General features: G+C 39.6%; 18 protein-coding genes. 8 read left to right on the top strand and 10 right to left on the bottom strand.

The annotated features are described in order from the left end of the window. Positions 1-95: 95 nt before the first annotated feature. Genes BrL25_RS02205 through BrL25_RS02215 form a run of 3 tightly spaced genes read left to right on the top strand, consistent with a single transcriptional unit; the run spans position 96 to position 2,512 of the window. A complete protein-coding gene (locus BrL25_RS02205; RefSeq protein ID WP_181021676.1) occupies positions 96-794 on the top strand; it encodes a YhbD family protein in 699 nt (232 codons plus the stop codon). Next, positions 795-1,517 carry a polymer-forming cytoskeletal protein gene (locus BrL25_RS02210; RefSeq protein ID WP_018670770.1) on the top strand — a complete coding sequence of 241 codons (723 nt, stop codon included), beginning with the start codon at positions 795-797 and terminating at the stop codon, positions 1,515-1,517. Between the two features lie 56 nt (positions 1,518-1,573). Continuing rightward, on the top strand, positions 1,574-2,512 hold the full coding sequence (locus BrL25_RS02215) for an ATP-dependent DNA ligase (RefSeq protein WP_018670769.1): 939 nt from the start codon (positions 1,574-1,576) through the stop codon (positions 2,510-2,512). Here BrL25_RS02215 and pdxR read toward each other — a convergent pair. Then, positions 2,507-3,970, bottom strand: a complete 1,464-nt coding sequence (gene pdxR, locus BrL25_RS02220; RefSeq protein WP_018670768.1) for a MocR-like pyridoxine biosynthesis transcription factor PdxR — start codon at positions 3,968-3,970, stop codon at positions 2,507-2,509. The two genes, BrL25_RS02215 and pdxR, sit on opposite strands and share 6 nt — an antisense overlap. A gap of 144 nt (positions 3,971-4,114) precedes the next feature. Here pdxR and BrL25_RS02225 point away from each other — a divergent pair, with 144 nt between their 5' ends. The 4 genes from BrL25_RS02225 to BrL25_RS02240 all read left to right on the top strand — a co-directional run bounded on the left by BrL25_RS02225 (position 4,115) and on the right by BrL25_RS02240 (position 6,947). Then, positions 4,115-4,690, top strand: coding sequence for a pyridoxamine 5'-phosphate oxidase family protein (locus tag BrL25_RS02225; RefSeq protein WP_018670767.1), 576 nt, complete (start codon positions 4,115-4,117; stop codon positions 4,688-4,690). Positions 4,691-4,721: 31 nt separating this feature from the next. Further along, complete coding sequence (gene ligD / locus BrL25_RS02230; RefSeq protein WP_018670766.1) at positions 4,722-5,618, top strand: non-homologous end-joining DNA ligase; 897 nt, start codon at positions 4,722-4,724, stop codon at positions 5,616-5,618. Between the two features lie 132 nt (positions 5,619-5,750). Beyond that, positions 5,751-6,545, top strand: coding sequence for a prolipoprotein diacylglyceryl transferase (gene lgt / locus BrL25_RS02235; RefSeq protein ID WP_018670765.1), 795 nt, complete (start codon positions 5,751-5,753; stop codon positions 6,543-6,545). Positions 6,546-6,707: 162 nt separating this feature from the next. Then, a complete protein-coding gene (locus tag BrL25_RS02240; RefSeq protein ID WP_018670764.1) occupies positions 6,708-6,947 on the top strand; it encodes a hypothetical protein in 240 nt (79 codons plus the stop codon). Between the two features lie 33 nt (positions 6,948-6,980). Here the strand turns inward: BrL25_RS02240 and BrL25_RS02245 are convergent, their stop codons facing one another. The 4 genes from BrL25_RS02245 to BrL25_RS02260 form a co-directional block, all read right to left on the bottom strand. Further along, positions 6,981-7,985, bottom strand: a complete 1,005-nt coding sequence (locus BrL25_RS02245; protein WP_018670763.1) for an inorganic phosphate transporter — start codon at positions 7,983-7,985, stop codon at positions 6,981-6,983. Further along, positions 7,978-8,595 (bottom strand): DUF47 domain-containing protein, encoded by a 618-nt coding sequence (locus BrL25_RS02250; RefSeq protein WP_018670762.1) that lies wholly within the window; start codon positions 8,593-8,595, stop codon positions 7,978-7,980. Before BrL25_RS02250 ends, BrL25_RS02245 begins: the two co-directional genes overlap by 8 nt. Positions 8,596-9,026: 431 nt before the next feature. Further along, entirely contained in the window at positions 9,027-9,746 is a 720-nt protein-coding gene (locus tag BrL25_RS02255) for a GGDEF domain-containing protein (RefSeq protein WP_018670761.1), read from the bottom strand. 179 nt (positions 9,747-9,925) lie between these two features. Continuing rightward, on the bottom strand, positions 9,926-10,318 hold the full coding sequence (locus tag BrL25_RS02260; protein ID WP_026315083.1) for a VOC family protein: 393 nt from the start codon (positions 10,316-10,318) through the stop codon (positions 9,926-9,928). Positions 10,319-10,636: 318 nt separating this feature from the next. Here BrL25_RS02260 and BrL25_RS02265 point away from each other — a divergent pair, with 318 nt between their 5' ends. Beyond that, entirely contained in the window at positions 10,637-11,086 is a 450-nt protein-coding gene (locus tag BrL25_RS02265; RefSeq protein WP_018670759.1) for a MarR family winged helix-turn-helix transcriptional regulator, read from the top strand. Between the two features lie 157 nt (positions 11,087-11,243). On the opposite strand, the gene BrL25_RS02270 is transcribed toward BrL25_RS02265, so the two are convergent. The 5 genes from BrL25_RS02270 to BrL25_RS02290 form a co-directional block, all read right to left on the bottom strand. Continuing rightward, on the bottom strand, positions 11,244-12,920 hold the full coding sequence (locus BrL25_RS02270; protein ID WP_018670758.1) for a GGDEF domain-containing response regulator: 1,677 nt from the start codon (positions 12,918-12,920) through the stop codon (positions 11,244-11,246). A gap of 350 nt (positions 12,921-13,270) precedes the next feature. Next, the gene (locus tag BrL25_RS02275) at positions 13,271-13,882 is read right to left on the bottom strand and encodes a YhcN/YlaJ family sporulation lipoprotein (RefSeq protein ID WP_018670757.1); all 612 of its coding nucleotides are present in this window, start codon (positions 13,880-13,882) and stop codon (positions 13,271-13,273) included. A gap of 163 nt (positions 13,883-14,045) precedes the next feature. Then, entirely contained in the window at positions 14,046-14,924 is an 879-nt protein-coding gene (locus BrL25_RS02280) for an IS3 family transposase (RefSeq protein WP_236848055.1), read from the bottom strand. Then, positions 14,921-15,229, bottom strand: a complete 309-nt coding sequence (locus tag BrL25_RS02285) for a transposase (protein WP_099327224.1) — start codon at positions 15,227-15,229, stop codon at positions 14,921-14,923. The genes BrL25_RS02280 and BrL25_RS02285 overlap by 4 nt, the downstream gene beginning before the upstream one ends. Before the next feature lie 527 nt (positions 15,230-15,756). Beyond that, the gene (locus BrL25_RS02290; RefSeq protein ID WP_018671739.1) at positions 15,757-16,749 is read right to left on the bottom strand and encodes an ornithine cyclodeaminase family protein; all 993 of its coding nucleotides are present in this window, start codon (positions 16,747-16,749) and stop codon (positions 15,757-15,759) included. Positions 16,750-17,168 lie beyond the last annotated feature (419 nt).

Raw genomic sequence — 17,168 nt, forward strand, 5'->3', positions numbered from 1 at the left:
ATCCTCTCCATTACATTATAATCATTCTAAATAAAATCTCGCAATTACTTTTGCACTTTGATACAGTTTTTTTGCATTTACAACGTAACATTGTTATGTTACGATCATTTACACAAAATAAAATATCATCCTTATATAAGGAGGTCACCCCGATTAATCAGGAATTGCTTTCAAAAAAAGAATTGTTAGAGCAAACCGGAATCTCCTATGGTCAGCTTTACCGCTGGAAACGAAAAAATTTAATTCCCGAGGACTGGTTTATTCGTAAATCAACCTTTACAGGGCAAGAGACTTTTTTTCCTAAACAAGAAATCCTTCATCGAGTGAACAAAATTCTAAGCATGAAAGATGATCTGTCACTGGATGAATTGGCAGATATGTTCTCACCCATTCCCTTAAATCATTCAATCAGCCGGCAAAGCATCCTTTCACGAAACATTGTTACACCAATTTCACTTCAGCTATATGAAGAATCTTTTGATCAACAGCAGGAATATCCTTTTGAAATAGTCCTATCCTTGTACACTGTTGATCAATTACTTCTCAGTGGTGAGTGTAGTCAGGAAGAAGCCAAAACCGTTCTACGTACCTATGCAGCTAACTATGCTTCCTTACAGGGAAAAGCTACTGAACTCATTCTCGTTAGAAAAATGGGCATGTCAATCTGTTTATTCACAATGTCCCCTGACGAAATATATTGGGAAGAGCATGCTCGAATTGTTGCACGTCTTTCGCTTCCCGTTTTACTCGAAAATTTAAAACAAAAATGGGACATACTCAAGGAGGAGTTGTAAATGGTAAAAAGAGAACCAGATGATCTCGTAATCAATGGATCTATGAAAGTGCCTGGAGGAACATTTCATTCCGTCAAAATAGCAGGTAGTGCAAAAATAACGACTGATCTTGTATGTAGGGAATTTTCTTGCGCAGGGCACGCCACTGTGGATGGAGATGTAGAGTCCGAAACCTTCGTCGTACGAGGTAACTCCTCTATTCATGGAAACGTTGAAAGCCAAATCATGAAAATTAGTGGAAATACAAAAGTAAATGGTCAGATTAAAGGTCAAGAAATTAACATTGATGGTAGCATTCTCGTGGAAGGCTCTTGCCATGGGGAAGAGATGAGAGTACGTGGTTATACTAAAATTGCTGGTGATTGTGAAGCGGAGTCTTTTCAGACATATGGTTGCTTTCAAATCGACGGATTACTGAACGCTGGACGAATTTATATTCAACCAAGTGGTGAATGCAGAGCAAAGGAAATAGGTGGAGAGCATATTGAAGTAAGACGAAAAGGCTCCTTCCTCCCTTCCCTACTTCGCCCGTTTTTTACCAACTGCCTAACTACGCATATTATTGAAGGTGACGATATTTATCTTGAAGATACCAAAGCAACCATTGTCCGAGGCAATCATATCACCTTGGGTCCTGGATGCGAAATTCAGCTAGTAGAATATAAAACTAGCCTTATTTGCGACGATAAAGCAACCGTGAAGGAAAAGGTACAACAACAATAATATCTATTAGAAAAGCGATCTGTATATCCAATCATCCCATTGTTACGAGGTGGCATATGAACCCAATCATTCCGTTTGAACCAACCATTTGTGAAAGCATTCCTCAAGGCTCTGAATGGATAGCCCAGATTAAATGGGACGGTGTTCGCATCTTAACTTATTTTGACGGTCAACAGGTGCAGCTTTTTAACAGAAGAAATAATGAAAGAACCTGGCACTATCCTGAAATCACAAATATCGCTACGTATTGTTCAGCCAGTTCCATTATTCTAGACGGTGAAGTAATTTCCCTTGGTTCTACAGGAAAGCCATCCTTTCATGAAGTAATGCGTAGAGACGGAATTCGTCGTCTTGAAAAAGTACCTCATGTACAATCCCAGGTGCCCATTACTTATATGATCTTTGATATCCTATTTGTTAATGGGGACTGGGTCAATCACCTCCCCCTCCGCGATCGGCTAGAACTGTTACAACAGTGGATCGAGCCTACCGAACATATTCAACTCGTAACCAGCCATCCCGACGGACAGGCGCTGTATAAGGTCGTGCAACAGCATCAACTAGAAGGGGTTGTATTAAAAGATCTAACGAGTAGCTACCTCATCAATGGAAAAGATAAGCGTTGGCAAAAGAAAAAATATTACCGTGACCTACTTGCAGTTGTCGGCGGTGTTACGTTTCGCGATCAAGTAGTCAACTCCCTTCTTCTAGGTCTCTACACACCTGATGGTCACTTGAACTATATTGGTCATGCTGGTACAGGAAAACTGACAAACGCTGATTGGCTAGCATTAACACAATTTATCAAGCCACTCATTCAAAAACAAATGCCTTTCATAAATCGCCCTGTTCGCTATAAAGATGCTAGTTGGATTGCACCTGAACTAACTGTAAAAGTTCATTTTGCTGAGTGGACAGACGGTTTAACATTACGACAACCAAGTATTCAAGCCTTTGTCGAAGTACCTCCCCAGTCATGTCAGTTTGATTTATGATGGCTCGCTGGTGTATGATTCACTTCCCCACCAAGCTTTATATAGTGCTTCTATTCCTGGTGTTATCTCTTCGATTGGAATGGCACCAAAGCCTAACAGAAGTACAGGGTACTCAGATGTTTCTGAGTTTTTTCGTTGTCCCCCATGTTGATAATACTGCTTGATGGAATAGACCTGACAGTCCTGTTTCCTAGCCCGTTGAATCAATTCATCCTCTGTATAAGTTGTATGGATGCGAATCAAGATATGTAAACCAGCTTCACTCCCGATAATTTCGATATGCTCCCCCATTGTTTTCGTTAGCGTTTGAAGCAAAATGCGATGCTTTTTTGCATACAGATTTCGCATACGTCTGATGTGCCGAGTCCACTCCCCTTTTTGTAGGAACAAGGCAAGTGCATATTGAATCACTCTTGGAGCAGTCTGTAGATACTTTTTCCATATCTCCTGGTACTGGGTAACCAAGCTTTGAGGTAAGATCATGTAACTAATTCGCAGGGATGGCAATAACACCTTAGAGGCTGTGCCAAAATAAATGATCCGCTCATTGTTATCTAACGCTTTCAAGGCTGGGATAGGCTTCGTGCCATAACGAAATTCTCCGTCGTAATCATCTTCAATCAGATAAGCCCCCGTTTCGTTTGCCCAAGCAATTAATTGCAGTCGTCGCACAATAGACATGACCATCCCATAGGGGTATTGATGAGATGGAGTGACGTAGGCAATATCAGCCTTACTTGCCATCAATTGATCTAAGCGAATACCATCCTCATCCAACTGAATCGGTAGTACTGACATTTCATGTGAATGAAATACATGACGCACCCGATCATACCCTGGATCTTCCATCGCTACGACAGATTTATCACGAAAGACAGTCTGGCATAATAAGCTTAATAGCTGTTGCGTTCCTGATCCGATAAAAATTTGCTCTGCTCCACATCTAATACCTCTGGCCTGATATACATACGTAACTAATGCCTCCCGCAACGGAGATTCGCCTTGATATTCACCATATGCATCCGTTCGATCTAATTCGAATTGCATCGCTTCCTGCATGCAGGCTCTCCATTGTTTTAATGGAAATACATTTCCATCCACCTTACCATATACAAAATCATATCGAGCAGGGGCTACTACATCATCTGGCTCATCCACCAACCTTGCGGAATGATCCACTACTTCCAGTGTCACATCCTTGGCCCACCCATCAGCCAATAAATCTTCCACATAATAGCCGCTTTTCTCTTTGCTTTTCACGTAGCCTTCGTCAAGTAATTGATGATAAGCTGCCTCTACTGTATTTCGACTCACCTGCCACTCTTGGGCCATCTGTCTAATTGATAAAAGTTTACTCCCGGACACTAACCTATTATTTTCAATCTCAGTTTTAATGGCTTCATATAACCGCTGATACATTGGCTTTTTTTGTTGCATCTTTTTCTTGGTAGGAAACACATGGACACCCCCGAATACCAGCTAAATCTGTACCTATAATTAATTCTCATTTTGGCTCTATGAAAAGGGTCAGATTTTCACGACAATTATGAAGTAATCCAAATTGGTATGTCAAGAATTCTTTACTCAGTAGGAGGAAAAACCATGTCCTATCCATTAAGAAGATCGCTACAAGAAGTTCATGATCAGCAAACAATTACGCATTTTTTAGAAACCACTCCTATCGGTCACGTAGGCTTTTCCCTTCATGACGAACCATACGTAATTCCTGTCAATTTTGTCTGGACAAATGGTTGTATTTATTTTCATGGATCAATGGAAGGGCGAAAAAATACGTTGATGGCTAAGAATCCCCGGGTTTGTTTTACCGTCAGCCATGAGAGGGGCACTCTATCAGATCCGATCCCCGCTCACGTGGATACCGCTTATTTTAGTGTTCTTGTTTTTGGACAAATCGAACTCATTACCGATCCGAAAGAAGCTACAGGAGTTTTACAAGTTATGCTAGACAAATATGTACCTGGTTATTTTGACCGTTCCCTATCTGAGGCTCACGTCACCCAATATCGCTCTCCTTTGGGCAGTGCGGTTGGCGTGTTTAAAATTGTTCCGACACATATTAGTGCCAAAGAAAACCCACTAAAAGAACATAAACTCTTTTATCCCGGCAAAAAAGTAACGGATGATGTGAAGAAATCACAGAAAAATCGGGAAGAATAAGGCACATCCGAATAGCAGGAGGGGTTTATTCTTGGCGATTGCTACAACAGAGTATCGTATAGACATCGAAGGAAAAGAGCTAGTTATCACAAATCCAAATAAGCCTCTATGGCCTAAAGCCGGTGTAACCAAACTCATTTATTTACAATATCTCATACAAATGGCGCCTTATTTGCTTCCTTATACAACTGATCGGTTTTTAACTGTGATCCGCTACCCACATGGGGTCGAGGATAAATCCTTTTATCAAAAAAATCTTCCAGACTATGCACCAGATTGGATTTTACGTGCTGTGGATGGCTCCATCACCTATGCATTGTTAAATGATACAGCCACCCTAATCTGGATGGCCAATCAAGCTGTGTTAGAATGGCATATTGCATTTCATACCTACCAACAGGAGTGGCCTACCGAGTTAGTTTTTGATCTCGACCCATCCACTCCCGATTTTACAGATGCAATAGAGGCTAGCCTGTATGTAAAAGAAATACTTGATGAGTTACAGCTCAACAGCTATCCCAAAACATCGGGGGCAAGTGGTATTCAAATCTACATTCCTATTCAGCCAGGCTATGCTTTTGAACAGACTCGAAAGGTAGGAGAATTTATTTGTAACTATCTAACGCAAAAGTATCCTCAAAAACTAACAATTGAACGTCTCACGAAGAATCGAGGAACGAAGTTATATCTCGATTACTTACAGCATTGGCGTGGAAAAACATTACCCGCTCCCTACACGACTAGAGCCAAGGAGCTAGCAACGGTCTCTGCCCCTTTAAGCTGGTCAGAAATAGAGAGTGTACACCCCAGTGATTTTACCATCCATACAATGCCTAAACGTGTCAAGCAAAAAGGAGATTTATTCCTTCCTCTGCAACAGCAAGAAAATCGATCCTCTCTAGCACATATTTTAGATATTTTAAAGTAAGATATTGAAAGGCATTTTTTGTTTTAATCCTTATCTTTACAGAAAAACAACTTTCATGAGAATGCATGAGGAAATACGTGCGTATTCTATGTTATACTTTCCCCATGAGTAAACATGAGGAGGAGATTCACTTTGTATGATCCGATTGCCTTTTCCATCGGAAGCTTAGATGTCCATTGGTATGGACTTATTATGGGAACTGCTTTTTTACTAGGAACATATCTCGCGCGTTATAATGCCAAGCGCTCTGGTATAGATCCCGATCACATTTTAAACATGGTGGTCTGGATTATTCCTGCCGCTATCATCTGTGCTCGTCTTTATTATGTAGCCTTTGAGTGGAATACGTATAAAGATAACTTGCTCGATATCTTTAAGGTATGGAATGGTGGTCTGGCAATCCACGGAGGATTAATTGGCGGATTTATCGCCGGTGCTCTGTATATAAGAAAATACAATCTGCCTTTCCTTACATTAGCAGATGCTATGATGCCAAGTGTTATCTTGGGTCAAGCCATCGGTCGTTGGGGTAACTTTATGAATCAGGAAGCTCATGGCGATGTCGCTTCTGCCGCATTCATGTCTAACTTCCCGGCCTTTATTCGCGAACAAATGTTCATTGAAGGTCAATACTACCACCCTACTTTCTTGTATGAATCCTTGTGGAATCTGCTTGTGCTAGCTCTACTGTTATTGATGCTGTATCAGTTCAAAAAATTTGATGGTCAAATTTTAGGTAGCTACCTCATTTTATATTCATTTGGCCGTTTCTTTATTGAAGGAATGCGTACAGACTCTTTGTATCTCGGACCTTTGCGTATTGCTCAAATAATGAGCCTAGCCCTGATGGTTGTAGGTCTAATTGTACTGGTTTACTGCTATCGTAGACAAAAAAAGATTGGCTCCAAGCAAAAAGATAGTATGTAGCAAGACCCATGACTAAATAAAGCATCCTTGTCTCTTCGTAAGAGGGACAGGATGCTTTTGTTTTTTAAAGGGTTTTTTGCTCGTTTAAAAAAAATATGAAAAGGTCATACTGGATATACAGTCATAATCGACAGGCATTTCTGATAAGGGAGGGCTGAAAGAATGACCAGTGAACTTTTAGAGGAATATCTGGATCACTTTGTTATTGTGTATTATCAACAAACCAACACTTCGAATCCTCTTACTTCCCATCATACGGAAGAAGGAGTGTTTTATGATTTTGACAGTGCTGGAATCCTGCTCCGTCAAAATAACTTGTGTTATATTCCTTTTCATTCTATCCAAAAAATCGAAATAAAAGCTAGGCCCACTCTCTGGCAACGCTTAACAGGAGTGTCCTAGCTTTTAGCTTTATAACCTAACTATTGTAAAATCTTATAGAAATACATCAAGAACACGATAGCTGATGGCAGCTAATAGAGCTACTATTGGAAGTGTAATCACCCACGTGAAGACGATACGTCCCGCAACCCCCCACTTAACAGCAGAGAATTTCTGCGAGGCACCCACCCCCATAATAGCGGAGGAAATAACATGAGTGGTACTAACCGGCAATTTCAGGATCGTAAATAGAGTAATGATAAACGCAGAGGAAATATCAGCAGAAAAACCGGAAATCGGCTTGATCTTCATAATCTTTCCACCTAGCGTTTTGATAATTCTCCATCCACCAACAGAAGTACCAAATGCCATTGCAAGAGCGGCGGATACCTTAACCCATAGAGGAATATCTGTTGTTGTAGCAAATCCACCAGAAACCATTGCAAAAGTGATGATCCCCATCGTCTTCTGTGCATCATTCGCACCATGGCTAAATGCTTGCCAAGAAGCAGACAGCACCTGTAAATAACGGAAGCCTCTATTAGTCTTGTGATAAGGCATGTTAGCAACGATTTTGGAAACGAGCTTAATAACAATAAATCCAATCACAAAGGCAATAAGCGGGGAAAAAATCAAGCCCTGAATGATTTTTATAAAGCCACCATAATTAACCGCACTAAAGCCTTCAGCTCCTACAACCGCACCCGCAATTCCGCCGATTAACGCATGCGATGAAGAGCTCGGAATCCCAAACCAAGTAATCAGGTTCCAAAGAATCGCAGCGACCAATGCAGCAAGTACTACGACTAAACCATTTTGCAATTCAAATGGATTAGCAATATCGCTACCAATCGTTTTGGCAACACCTGTATAAGTAAGTGCACCGACCAAGTTAAAGATAGCAGCCATAAGAATGGCCGTACGCGGGCTTAGTGCACGAGTTGACACCGAGGTAGCAATTGCATTGGCTGTATCGTGAAATCCATTGATAAAGTCAAAGCTTAAAGCCATAATCACCACAAGAATCAGGATGATTAATTCTGGCGACAGATTAAGCATTCTTCAGCACAATCCCTTCAACCAGATTAGAAACATCCTCAGCAAAATCAGCACAGTCTTCCAGTTTCTCATAAATCTCTTTCAACTTAATCGCTTCAATTGGGTCTTGCCCTGGTGTATTTAACAGCTCAGATACCATTTTGCGATAATTCGCGTCTGATTCATGTTCAAGAGCTTTAATATCTTTTGCGATACCCTCTACCACTTTATGATCCAGCTTACGTAGAGTGCGAATCAATTCAATTAGTTTAGAGGTTAGTTGGTGTAAGATGTTAGCTTGAGCTAGAACACGCTTGTCTACTTGTTTCACTTGGTAGAGATACATGCATTCTGCAGTACTATCAATCAAGTCAATAACGGAATCCAGTGTATGAGCCAACGCGTGAATATCCTCACGTTCCAACGGTGTGATAAATGTTGAGTTTAACTGGTTCATTATTTGACGAACAACAGCATCGCCTTCTTTTTCAACTGCTTTAATTTCAGCTACTCTCTCCTGTAAATTTTGGTAGTTGCTAACCATTTCAAAAAAGAGATGGGAACCTTTATGTACAGTCGCAGCTTGCTGTTCAAAAAGATCGAAGAATGTTGTTTTGTTAGATTTGATCATGGAAGAAATCTCACTCCTTCAGAATTATCACCTCTACGATTATATAAAACATGTATTTCTACGTAAATTGATTTATAGTCAAAATTCGACAAAACTATGTTAAGTTTTTGTAAAGATATTAATAAGATTTCATAAACCGCTAGATGACAGGGTTTTCAGCGATTTCATTTCCTGTTTTTTTGTAAAAAAATCCTTTCTTTCCTTCATGAAAAATAAATAAAAAATACCTTCATTTACATTTATTTATAATTTATACATAGATTAACTGGTATCATTTAGATATTTCTTGGTATTAGATAACAGATTGTTAACAAAATGTTTGCTTGCCAAATCAATAGGTCATTCGTATCAGATGATCTCCATTCTTTTATGTCATTAAAAAAACCAGAGAGTATCCTGGTTTCATCCTCTCATTTCTATTGTGTACGTTGTTACATACATTCATGTATATGTTCATGTAATGGAACGGGGTTGGTATCTCGATGCCAAAATTTTATCTCGCCACCCACTGGACCACAATATAAGCAATCACGTTGTTTTTTTGCTTGATACATAATTTGGTCTGCATAGGCAGTAAGTTCGGCAGCTGTAGTAGCATGATCTGGATAGGAAGCCACTCCTATACTAACCGTCACTTCACCTATTTGTTGTCTAATTTTGTTTTGCAAACGTAGACCTACATCCACTCCTGCCTCTAGGCAAGTATGCGGAAGTAGAACCACAAATTCCTCTCCTCCCCAACGTCCAACCAGATCGTTTCCCCTTACATTTTCACGTAAAAACCTTGCGAATCGCTTCAAGATTTTATCGCCTTCCAAGTGACCATGTTCATCATTGTATTTTTTAAAATGATCCAGATCAATAACCAGCAATGTGACTGAATATTCGTAGATTTTCGCTTTCTGAATTTCCCTGTCCATCATCTTAAAAAACTGTCGATTAACCAGAACCTCTGTTAGAGAATCATGATGAGCCTGTTTTTTGTAATCCTCAAGTATTTTTCCAAAATAAAAGCCCCCTGCCCCCTGAAGAACTGCTAAAAAAAATGGAACATAGACAGCTTGAAAAGAGACCTGAGAAACGGCGCCAAGCCACCACCACAAGCAACCGAGCAGAAATCCAAGACCTGCTCCTCCATATCGATATCTCAATTTGATACCTCCCCCAAGCTGGACGCTGTTTCATATCAATCAGGAGTAAATCTTTAGAACCATATTCTTTAGTTCATTTTACCCACTGATACTACTCATTTCAAGTTGAAACATTCCCTATAGCATCCCAGAAAAAGGATATTCTGTTCCTTTCCCAAAATAAGGCACAAAATAACGAATTAGGTCCAATTGCTCATCCTTTGATGTAAAGTGCTTGTATGTAGTTCTAGCATAATCTTATCGGGATCATGAAAATATATACTTTTGCCGCCTCCACGAAGGATAGGACCTTTTACTATCGTGATTTCCTTCATACGTAGCAACTCCACTGCTCTGTCAAAATCCTCCTCGTTCATATAGAAAGCACAATGATGAAAATACTGCCGTTCTAATTCGATCGGAAATATTTCCGTCCTTTCCAATAGACATATCCAAGCACTCCCCCATTCCAAGTAAGCATCTGCTCTGCCTTGATGCACCAGTTTCATTTGCAATTTCTCACAATAAAAACGTAGAGATTGTTCCAGATTTGAGACCTGTAAAGTGATATGACTAAAGCCTGTGACTCTCATATTTACATGTAAATTTGCATTTTCATTCATGCTTTACTCGCTCCCCCATCATCATTTCTTTTCCCTATGATAATGTTCTACAAGCTTAAAATCCCTAGCATCAATCTCATAAATCCCTTCTAAAATGCAACGATTTTTAAACAAGCATTTGTTCATGGATGAAGGAAATGTACTTATAAATCATACGATCTTATCCGCTTTTTCTTTTTCTGTTTTCTTATACTATACACAAAGTCGTTATGTGTCTCGCTTTGACGAAGTTTTCTATCTGTGGTTATATAAAAAGAAAATGCTTTTTGAATGGAAAGGACCCTGTTTATGAATCCTAGCTCGTACTTAGCTGATGTATGTAATAGTTTAGGTCATAATCTTCACCGAATTGGTCAGCTTACCCGTGAGGAAACCAATAAGGTATTAAAGCCTTACGATCTAACCCCTGAACAGTGGCAAATGCTTGCTGTATTATATAAAACAAATGGTGTTACCCCAACGGAACTAGGGGAGATTACCTTACGTGACAAAACGACTATCTCCCGCATTTTGCCAGGTTTATTTAAAAAGGGATTTATTTATAAGGAAGCACATCCCCAAGATTCCCGTAGTTATGTGGTTAAACTAGTAGATAAGTATCAGAGCATGGTAGAAGAATCATTAATTAAAATCCGTGAGCACTATCAAAATAGTTTTTTTGCTCCTCTATCAAAAGATGAACAACAACAATTATTACATTTGTTAGTTAAATTACGTAAAGGTGCCGGCGACTTATAAACGTTAGGTTTCATGCTACTTTTTGTCGATTAAAGGTATTATTTCCAAGGAAATGATGCCTTTACTTTTTTATGATGCTTTTTTATTACAGAAAAAAGAGTAAGAATCTCTTGATAGTAAGCCTCTTACTCTTTTTTATACACATATATGTTTGTTATTACTCGACATACAACAATCTCTTTACACGTAATTCCAATTCAAGCATTGAAAACGGTTTCGACATATAATCGTCTGCCCCTAACGACAATCCTTGTACGATATCTTTCTCCGTATTTCGTGCTGAAAGCATCATAATTCTCATCTTGCGTAAATTCTGATCTTGTCGAATTATCTTCAACAATGAAAATCCATCTATTTTAGGCATAATTCCGTCCAAAATACAAAGCTGTGGTCGCTTATTTCTCATAGCTTCCAGCGCCTCTTCCCCATCTGTTGCTTCTATGATATCTACTCCTAGATGAGCAAGCTTTGTTCTTATTATGGAACGAATCATTTGATCATCGTCAGCTATCAGCAAACATTTTTTCTGATTTGCTTCCAAATCATTCTCAGGTTCATCCATATCGAGCTTAACCCTAACAATTTGGTTACGTCCTTGACGCTTTGCCTCATACATAGCTTGATCAGCCTGCTCCAACCATTTTTGGTTTGGCATCATTTTGTCCCAATCTGCAACACCTGCCGAGAAAGTAATATGAAAATCTTGCCCATCTATTTGTACAACAGGAGCTTGTTGTAACTGATCTCGGATTCGCTCTAACACCATTGTAGCCTGTTCAGCAGATGTACCAGGGAAGGCGATTACAAATTCTTCTCCGCCATATCGCGCTAATAAATCTGTTGCACGTAAATTTTGCTGTATGATACGACCTAAACCTTGTAATACTAAGTCACCAATATGATGTCCGTATATATCATTAATCTTTTTAAAATAATCGATATCAATAAAAGCAATAGAAATGGGTTCCTGTTTCCTGCGGGTTTGAGCCAATTCAACCTGCAACTGATGATCGAAATAACGTCGATTGTTCACTCCTGTTAACGGGTCACGGAAAGCCATGTGTTCATAGTGCTGGGTTCTGGTAAGCAAGCGATAAATACAGGCCTCCAGTTCTTCAAAATGAAAGGGTTTGGTTACGTAATGGTCCGCCCCCATCCGATAACACCTAATCTTATCCTTGCTATCTTTCTTTCCAGATAATACGACGAGTGGAATCCACTTTAAAACGAGATCATTTCTCACATAATCAAAAATCTCATATCCAGATTGAGGATGCATCATTAGATCTAACATGATGAGATCAAAGGCCCGCTCCCATAATAAATGCTTCGCCTCTTCCACATTGGCTGCCGCTTCCACTAGATATCCCTCTTGAGAGAGACGTTTGACCAGATAGGTTCGCAAAACATCATCGTCATCAATTAGAAGTAATCGATATGCTTGTTTATTTACTAGCTGATCCTCTTCATTCCATTGTTTCTCTTCTTGTAACATTTCTTCCTTACTAAAGCTCTGTTCCATTTTTAATTGACTAATTAGCATGTGAGCCATACCAAACTGTTCCGGAGCTAATCTTATTCTACAATCTAATTGTGTCCATTCAAATTCCTTCACCAATAAATCAGCTACTTTCCCAATTGCCACTAATCCAAAGATAGGTGCACTCCCCTTCAAGGTATGGGCAATGCGGTAGATTTCTTGGGCCGACTGCCAATTTTGTTCATACACATAATGCCCCAGGTGCTCCTCTATGCTCTTTAGTTGATTTGTTAATTCATGCAAAAACAGCCTACGGGCCTCATGTAACTGTTTTTGATTTTTATTCGTAGTCATGGCAACATGTCACATCCACTTCCATCCGCTCCCGCTCCCCCTTCAGTTCAAGGAGACTTTCATTGTGTAAAACTGGTTACCGATTGTGAGACTCAATGAACGGTACCATTACAATAAAAGTGTTACTTGTTTTTAAGTGGGAACTGTCGTAATTGTTTTATCTGCTGGGTATTGGCTGTCAAATATATGACGAGTTGATTGTTATTTTTGTTACTTGTAATACATATCCAATCGCACAATCAATCCCTCTATGTTCTTATCACTTTTGTGAAGTGTGATATCATTCTGTATCTTTCCCTTAAAAGCAAGGTAGCAGGTACTTTACCAAGTACCCGCATGCCTATCAATCTCTAGTAAGCACTGAACCCTTCTGTATATGCGCCTACATCGTTGATTAAACGTCTGAATTCACTATCGTCAACATACTGGCCTGCCAACAATCTGTCATGGATAGATAGAATTCGCTTGTACATTTTATAATCAGGAGTAATAAAGACGAGACGTGCCTTATCCTGACGAATTAATGTGTCTCGTATTCCACGAATAATGCGATTGTCGTGTCCATCAACATTTAATTTTAAACTTAGCTTTGGTCGAAGTTCACTCGTTGGATCACGTTGGATCGGTTTTCGTTCATACTTTCCGTTAGGAGTTCCATCCGTGATCACACCGATTACCATGGTATCTCCATAAATAATCGCTTTTGCATCAAGAACTCCAGGTACTTTTTTTGCGCGTTCTTCCACGGCGGTTAACTGATAGCTATTTGTATTTTTTCCTTGGTACATCATCTTCACTGGTCCAGGTTCTACAAACTCATGGTTATTGCGACGATCACTTTTGTAATCCTGAATGCCAATTTGCGTATTCGTGCCACCTGGAGAATGAGTAGAACATCCCAATAAAGATAGGGTCAGTACCATTGCTGAGCTCCATATAATGCCTGTATAGATTTGTTTCATGCTAACACCCCCAGTAGTTATAGCATGCTTGTTTTAAGGGGGTTTTACTCGATTCACAGGAATGGTAAAAGTTCTATGAAACCAGTATGTAACAAGTAGACCTCCCTAATTATGCTACTATGATCTTGCCCCTGTCAAGTAGACAACTTTAAACAAGCCCCATCTAGGCTACCTGAGTTCGGTATTCTATCGGACTCAGGTTTTTTAATCGAGATTGAAACCGTTGCTGATTATAGAAATTAATGTAACCGTGAAGAGCTTCTTCCACTTCTTTATCTGTTTGAAACGAATGAAGGTACAAACACTCTGTTTTTAAATGCCCAAAGAACCCCTCAATACAGGCGTTATCTAAACAGTTACCTTTTCTAGACATACTTGCTACGATTTTATATTGCTGAAGGAACTGGTTATACTGCTTTGAGGTGTACTGGTATCCTTGATCACTGTGTAGGAGGACTCCGCTTACATCCCGCTTTTTAATCGCTAATTTTACGGTATCCATTACGAGTCGTAAATCATTACGTTTGCTTGTTTTGTAGGCAACAACTTCGTTGTTATACATGTCGTATATGACAGACAGATAAAGACGGCGACCATTAAATAGTATGTAGGTAATATCTGTAGCCCATTTCTCATTTGGCCGTGAGGCGCAAAAATTTCGATTCAGCTTGTTTTCGGAGATGACAACCTTCTCTTTGCGCCCAAAGAATTTTCGTTTTTTACGGATTAGCGCTTGTATCCCAAGTTCCTTCATAATGCGATACACACGTTTATGATTGACTTTTAGCCCGTACCTTCTAAATAACCACACTTTTATTCGGGGATACCCGTAAATACCTTTGACCTCTTGATGACACTCCATGATCATTTCTCTTAATTTTTCATTTACCAATTGTTTTGAGGTGGGGTGTTTCTCACGAGAAAGCCACTTGTAAAAACCACTACGAGATACTTTCGTAATTTTACACAATAAAGTAATAGAATACTTTTTAGACAATTCTTTAATAAGCTCGAAAAAACAGCATTTATCTTTCGGTTTCACCTCTTTTCTAGACCTAGCCACTTTTTTAAGAATTCGTTCTCTGCACGTAATCGAACTATCTCTTCCTCCGTACTCTCTGGCCTTATTCGTGGTCTTCCTCTAAGAGGATTTTTTGTTCTCCCGCGTTTTTCATCTAGTCCCTGTATACCTTCCTTTCTATAATGATCAACCCATCTTCTTAAAATAGAAGGGTCACTAATGCCGAGATCCCTTGTAAGTGTTTTGTACCCTTGTTCACCGCTCAAATAAAGCCGTACGGCTTTTAACTTAAAATCCTTTGAATATGTTTTTCTAATTTCCCCCATAGAAAATTCCCCTCCTAGTTAATACAGTAAGGGGTCTTGCTTCTTACTGTCTACTAAAAGGGGATAATATCACTAAAGGAGGTCTATCTTCATTTCGATTCTCTTTGTTTACACGATACTAACATTCACGTATTACCCTATTCTCTAAGCTTTTTTAGTTATATTTATACAGGCATCATTTTGCAAGAAATATAATGTTTACGGATAAATGAAGTCACGAAGAGATTTCGTTATAATGAAGCTGTCACTTTCTCTTACCCACACACCATCTCAATACGCAGCTCCGACGCCTGGTAGATATATCCCTGGCTCGATCGTTACAACCTTGTTAGGTTACATCAGGATGTTTTCCGCTTTTTGCGAGAAAAATAGTTCATAAATATTAAGACCAAGCACCTCCATTGATGCTCGAATTTTCCTAGTTTATCCATGATTTGCTCCTCCTTTGTGTACATTACATCCCGAGCTTTTCTGGTACTATTAGGTACAAGTTAACTTCCTTTCCTTTTCGCGATTACACATGTTGTCTACACAAGCTCAATTTCTTGACCTACGCCCGCCTGTTTCGCTTTCTTATACATTGCCTGAGCCAAAACCACGTCCATTACAGCTAGGCCTACTGATTTAAATAATGTAATCTCATCCGCTTTTTCTCTCCCAGGTTTTTGACCGGCTGCAATCTCACCTAACTCTGCATGCACATGTTGGCTAGAAAAAACTCCCTCCTGTATAGGAAGTAACAAGTCTCCCGTTTCCTCTAAAGCGGCTTCCCTAGCTTCTACAATCACTTTACTTGCCTTCGTAACTACTTCTGTAGGAATCTCTTGCATATTAGGTTGAAAAGATCCTACTGCATTGATGTGAATCCCTGCCGATATTGCGTCTGCCGAAAAAACTGGCTTCATTGCATTGGTTGCTGTAATTACAATATCTGCGCCCACAACAGCTTGATTTGCCTCTGGTACCACTTGTATCAGCAAATCTCTTCCTTGTGGGGACTGCTGTAGCTCTGCTTTACATTGTTCTGCCTTTTGCTGTGTGCGATTATATAACCGAATCTCCTTAAGCGGGCGAACCGCTAGCATAGCAGAGATCAATCCCTGCGATTGTGCCCCAGTTCCAATCACACCAAGAATGCTGGCATCCTGACGCGCTAGATACTGGGTAGCTAGACCGGATGCCGCACCCGTACGTACAATTGTCAAATAAGAAGCATCTAACAACATAAGTGGTTCACCCGTCTTCACATCAGAGAGGATCATGAGCCCTGTAATGGTAGACTTCCCCTTTGTCTTATTATCAGGAAAAACCGAAACATACTTCATTCCAAGACTCTCCATAGCTGGTACAAGAGCAGGCATGAACAAGGCCGTACCGTTTCCCTGTTTCACAGGTACAGACAATCGAATTGGATTAACGGTTCTGTTATTAGAAAATTCAATCAGAGAATTTTTTACGGCTTCAATGGCTTCTTTCATGCTAAGTAACTGCTTCACTTCCTGTTGCCTTAAAATCAGCATTCTATCCTCTCCTTGATTGTAAAATTTCCACCCATTCGTCTCTTTTTTACTATTTGTGCAAAAGCAATGACTTTTCCTGCTGGATATTCAATCATAATTCGTTTTGTTCGGTAGAAGAATTCCAATTTCAAGCACAGTCGTCCCACCATAATCCCAGGCTCTCAAATGGTACCAATCCACTCATGTTGCCTAACAAAACGCCATTTCAGTCGATTCATTACCATTTTTTACACGTAACAAACTTGGCACTTCGATAAGTATTTATAACGAATAAAAAATGGATATTATTAACCTTTTCCTCTTCGTATCTTGCTATGCAATTATCAGTGTGAATGCTGTGAGTGTTTGCTCACGATTTTTTACTTTCCGTATTTTTTCATCATTGCTTTTTTATTCTTTTTTCAGTCTATTAGCCTTAA

The organism is Brevibacillus laterosporus DSM 25, from assembly GCF_002706795.1.
Lineage (GTDB): Bacteria > Bacillota > Bacilli > Brevibacillales > Brevibacillaceae > Brevibacillus_B > Brevibacillus_B laterosporus.

Excerpts from the sequence above, each read along its gene's own strand:
- BrL25_RS02205 (WP_181021676.1), top strand. The coding sequence starts at position 96 with ATGTTACGATCATTTACACAAAATAAAATATCATCCTTATATAAGGAG.
- BrL25_RS02210 (WP_018670770.1), top strand. The coding sequence starts at position 795 with ATGGTAAAAAGAGAACCAGATGATCTCGTAATCAATGGATCTATGAAA.
- BrL25_RS02215 (WP_018670769.1), top strand. The coding sequence starts at position 1,574 with ATGAACCCAATCATTCCGTTTGAACCAACCATTTGTGAAAGCATTCCT.
- BrL25_RS02225 (WP_018670767.1), top strand. The coding sequence starts at position 4,115 with ATGTCCTATCCATTAAGAAGATCGCTACAAGAAGTTCATGATCAGCAA.
- BrL25_RS02240 (WP_018670764.1), top strand. The coding sequence starts at position 6,708 with ATGACCAGTGAACTTTTAGAGGAATATCTGGATCACTTTGTTATTGTG.
- BrL25_RS02245 (WP_018670763.1), bottom strand. The coding sequence starts at position 7,985 with ATGCTTAATCTGTCGCCAGAATTAATCATCCTGATTCTTGTGGTGATT.
- BrL25_RS02250 (WP_018670762.1), bottom strand. The coding sequence starts at position 8,595 with ATGATCAAATCTAACAAAACAACATTCTTCGATCTTTTTGAACAGCAA.
- BrL25_RS02260 (WP_026315083.1), bottom strand. The coding sequence starts at position 10,318 with ATGAGAGTCACAGGCTTTAGTCATATCACTTTACAGGTCTCAAATCTG.
- BrL25_RS02265 (WP_018670759.1), top strand. The coding sequence starts at position 10,637 with ATGAATCCTAGCTCGTACTTAGCTGATGTATGTAATAGTTTAGGTCAT.
- BrL25_RS02270 (WP_018670758.1), bottom strand. The coding sequence starts at position 12,920 with ATGACTACGAATAAAAATCAAAAACAGTTACATGAGGCCCGTAGGCTG.
- BrL25_RS02275 (WP_018670757.1), bottom strand. The coding sequence starts at position 13,882 with ATGAAACAAATCTATACAGGCATTATATGGAGCTCAGCAATGGTACTG.
- BrL25_RS02285 (WP_099327224.1), bottom strand. The coding sequence starts at position 15,229 with ATGGGGGAAATTAGAAAAACATATTCAAAGGATTTTAAGTTAAAAGCC.
- BrL25_RS02290 (WP_018671739.1), bottom strand. The coding sequence starts at position 16,749 with ATGCTGATTTTAAGGCAACAGGAAGTGAAGCAGTTACTTAGCATGAAA.